General features: G+C 74.4%; 5 protein-coding genes. 3 read left to right on the top strand and 2 right to left on the bottom strand.

All coding sequences use genetic code 11. From position 1 onward, the window contains the following. Positions 1 to 9: 9 nt before the first annotated feature. Positions 10 to 387 (bottom strand): hypothetical protein, encoded by a 378-nt coding sequence (locus tag ABD308_RS04555; RefSeq protein ID WP_344325890.1) that lies wholly within the window; start codon positions 385 to 387, stop codon positions 10 to 12. Between the two features lie 163 nt (positions 388 to 550). On the opposite strand from ABD308_RS04555, the gene ABD308_RS04560 reads away from it, so the two are divergent. Further along, positions 551 to 1402 (top strand): hypothetical protein, encoded by an 852-nt coding sequence (locus ABD308_RS04560; RefSeq protein WP_344325893.1) that lies wholly within the window; start codon positions 551 to 553, stop codon positions 1400 to 1402. Between the two features lie 98 nt (positions 1403 to 1500). On the opposite strand, the gene ABD308_RS04565 is transcribed toward ABD308_RS04560, so the two are convergent. Further along, positions 1501 to 2112 (bottom strand): DoxX family protein, encoded by a 612-nt coding sequence (locus tag ABD308_RS04565; RefSeq protein WP_344325896.1) that lies wholly within the window; start codon positions 2110 to 2112, stop codon positions 1501 to 1503. Between the two features lie 235 nt (positions 2113 to 2347). Between ABD308_RS04565 and ABD308_RS04570 the strand changes: the two genes are divergently transcribed. Both ABD308_RS04570 and ABD308_RS04575 read left to right on the top strand, forming a co-directional pair. Then, positions 2348 to 3253, top strand: coding sequence for a helix-turn-helix domain-containing protein (locus tag ABD308_RS04570; RefSeq protein WP_344325899.1), 906 nt, complete (start codon positions 2348 to 2350; stop codon positions 3251 to 3253). After that, positions 3250 to 3543, top strand: a complete 294-nt coding sequence (locus tag ABD308_RS04575) for a putative quinol monooxygenase (RefSeq protein WP_344325902.1) — start codon at positions 3250 to 3252, stop codon at positions 3541 to 3543. Before ABD308_RS04570 ends, ABD308_RS04575 begins: the two co-directional genes overlap by 4 nt. Positions 3544 to 3564 lie beyond the last annotated feature (21 nt).

A 3564-nucleotide genomic window follows, 5' to 3' on the forward strand; every position in this document is an offset into this window, starting at 1 on the left:
GAGCACCGCTCACCGCGCGGGCGGGGCCTTCACGTCGGCCGGCTGCCTCCCGCTGAACATGAACTCCTCCAGGGCCGTCACCAGCGCGGGCCGGCTCCGGGTGGTCCAGGTGCCGAGGCAGGCGGGCTCGCCGGTGGGGGATCCCTTCCGCCCGACCCCGGCCAGGCGGAGGAAGTCGACCTCGTAGCACCCCTCGGGATCGCCCTCCGGCTCCCAGCGCACGTCGAAGCAGAGCCCGTCATGGGCCAGATGTCCGCTCACCAGCACGGATCCGTAGAACCACTCCATGGTCTCCGGCGAAGGGTCCACGGCGTAGAGGCTGTTCATGTCGATCCGCCAGCCGGGCGCCACGCGCAACGGCTGCAGCCGTCGCCAGGTCTCGCTCATGCCGTTCGCCATCCCCGCCGCCCTGTCGTCCGCGCTGCCGATGAGTCCGACTGCCCATGATCGCCTACGCGTTGGCGCGCCGGTGGCCCGGGGGGGGTGTCGGTGACGGCCGGTACCTTGTGTCGACGCGTGTGACACGACACGACCTGGAGGAGTGCCCATCATGACGCCCGAGACCGCTACGGCGGCCGACCTCAGCGGCTGGAACGCCGCGCTGGCCGACGCCTTCGAGATCCTGCTCGATGGCGGGCCGGCCGTCGACGGCGCCGCCGGGTACGGGGTGTACTACGCCTCGGAGACGCTCGACGAGTTCCTGTTCCCGAACCCCTGGGTCACCCCTGAGGCGCTGTCCGACCGGGCGCCGAGGCGGCTTCCCGACCCGGACGGCGAGCACCCCTTCTCCCCCTGGACGTGGCGCTTCGACCTGAGCGAGTCGCTGTTCCGCTTCGACGCCGCGCTCCTGGAGCGAACGGGACCGTGGGGCGCCGACGGGCACAAGGGCCCCCGGCCGTTCGACGACGCCTTCGTCGCCGACCTGTGGACCGTCGCCACGGCCGACGACGGTGACGCGCTGGTGCGCGGCGCGGAGTTGGGACCGCTCCTGAGCCGCCACGGGGTCGACCTGACCGGCGAGGACTCCACGAAGCTGAACTGCTGGCTGGCCGTGCTGCTGCGCGTCGCCACCGACGGCACCCTCCCCGACGCGATGCGGGCCGCCACGTTCACCGGGCGCGGGCCCGAACACCTGGTGACGGTGCACGACATCGGCGGCGGGCGCTCCGCCGCCGAGCCCTGGGAGGAGCGGCTGAAGGCGGTCGGGCATCCCGGGCTGCGCGACCACCTCCGGATGCTCTGCCTCACCAGGAGCGACGCGCGCGGCGCGGGCGGCTTCTACTCCGGCGCCGGCCCCTGGCCGTGGTCCGACACCGTGGAGGCGGTCGGCTGCTCGCTGGTCGCCGGCTGGGGGTTCGGCGAGTCCCAGGCCGGCACCGCCGTGGTGCGACTTCCGGGCTGAGCCGGCCGCCCCTCCGTCGCTCCGGCCGGGGTCCGGCGGGGCCTAGGCGTGCGCGCCTCGGCCCCCCGCCGCCCCCGCGCCGCGCGCGGCCACCGCGCTCAGGCGGCGAACCGTCCACGCAGTTCGCCGGCGATCCGGGAGCGGGTCACCGGACCCTGCGGTTCGTCAGGAGCCTTACCCACGGGGAGCGTCGGACCGGCGGACGTGACCGGCCCCGGATCCGGACCGGGCTCGGCGGCGGGCCGCGCCCCACGGGTGGCGACGGTCAGACAGGCCACGATCAGCACGATGTTCTTCAGGATGTACTGCCCCTCCAGCGTGGGCACGGGCGGGACCCCGTTGGTCCACACGTCGTGCGGCAGGAGGACGAGCGTCGCGAACACCCCGGTCATGTGGACGAAGAACACCGCGAGGGTCAGCCGGAGCAGCAGCCCGGTGACCAGGCCGATCCCGATCGAGACCTCCATCAGCGCCAGCAGGAACCGCGAGACGCCGGGCGGCACGGCGTCGAAGGTCATCAGGCTCATGCAGCGGCTCGCGAGGTCCTCGGCGGGGCTGGCTCCCGGGAAGAACTTCGGCAGCCCGAACCAGAGGTACAACATCCCCACGCTGACCCGCAGGACACCGGGGGCCACGCGCTGGTAGGCGCGGGCGAACAGGTCGGCACGGCGTCTTGACGACCGCACCACCCGTGCGGGGAACGACTCCATCTGCCCCTCCTTCAGTTTGGATCCATCAGAGTTCCCAGCACCCGAACGGCGACGGGGCATGTCACGGCCGACGGGTTCCGGGTGAGGGGCGGCCCGGAGCACCGACCGCGGCACGGCCTGTCAGGTACTGGCTCAGAAGGTCGCAGCTTAGCGCCCTGCCGACGCGTCGCATAGGCTTCCCGACGCCGCTCGACCAGGCGGCTACGGAGCGGTGACGGGCCCTAACATCACCGTTATGACTCCCTCCCCACCCGACCGTCCACGCATCGGCCACGCGCCGCCCGCGCCCGCGCTGCGGGCGTTCGTCGAGCGGTACTGGTGGTGCGAGGGCGGGGCGGGCGCGCTGCCCCGGTTGCTGCCGGGGACCGGCGCCGAGCTGTGGACGCACTGGGCGGGCGGTGTGGTGCCAAGGGCCGCCGACACCGCCGCCGACACCGCCGGCGGTACCGGGGCGCCGACGCCGCTGCCCGCGGCACACCTGGTCTGCCTCCGGCGCGCCGCGTGGCGGCTGGAGCGGCGCGCCGGAGCGAGCGGCTTCCTGGCGGTGCGGTTCCGGGCGGGCGCGCTGCGCCACCTCGTCCCGTTCGGGCTCGACGAGCTGGCCGACCGGGTCGTGGCCGCCGAGGACCTCTGGGGCGCGTCCGGCCGGCGGCTCGTCGAGCAGGTCCGGGCGGCCGGCGGCCCGGCCCAACGGCTGGCGCTGATGGACTCGTTCCTCACCGGGCGGCTCGCCGAGCACCACCGCCCGGAGCCGTGGCTGGAGGCCGCTGTCGGGCGGGTCTACCGGCGGCCGAACGGTCTGCGGATCGACCGGCTCGCCGCCTCCACCGGGGTCGGCACGCGCCGGCTGCAGCGGGCCTTCCCGGCGGCGGTGGGGGCCCGGCCGAAGGAGTTCCAGCGCCTGGCGAGGTTCCAGCGGCTCACCCGGCGGCTGCTGCTGGAGGACCAACGGGACTACCTGCCGGCGGCGTTGGCGGCCGGCTACTACGACCAGGCCCACTTCGTCCACGAGTTCCGCCGGCTCACCGGCGAGCGGCCGACGGCCCTGCTGGGGCGGGGGCTGTCGCATTTCTCCTATCCGCCGCTCACCCTCGGCGGCGATGCTGCACGGGAGTTGCCAAGACGAACGGAGACCCCATGACCATGGTGCTGGCGATCCTGCGGGCCCGGCCCGAGCAGGCGGACGCCCTCGAAGCGGCCCTGCGCGAGGTGGCCGGGGCCACCCTGCGCGAACCCGGCGCGCTGGCCTACACGGTCGGCCGCCAGGACGGCGAGCGCTTCCTGGTGGTGGAGCGGTACGCCGACCGCGCGGCCCGCGACGCCCACTTCGCCGCCCCCTACGTGACGGGGCTGCTCGCCCGCTTCCCCCAACTCCTCGCCGGGGAGCCACAGGTGGAGTTCGCCGACGAACTCTCCACCCACGCGCGCTAGGGTCCGTCTTCAAACCCCCGC

Source organism: Kitasatospora putterlickiae, assembly GCF_039527695.1.
Classification (GTDB): Bacteria; Actinomycetota; Actinomycetes; order Streptomycetales; family Streptomycetaceae; genus Kitasatospora; species Kitasatospora putterlickiae.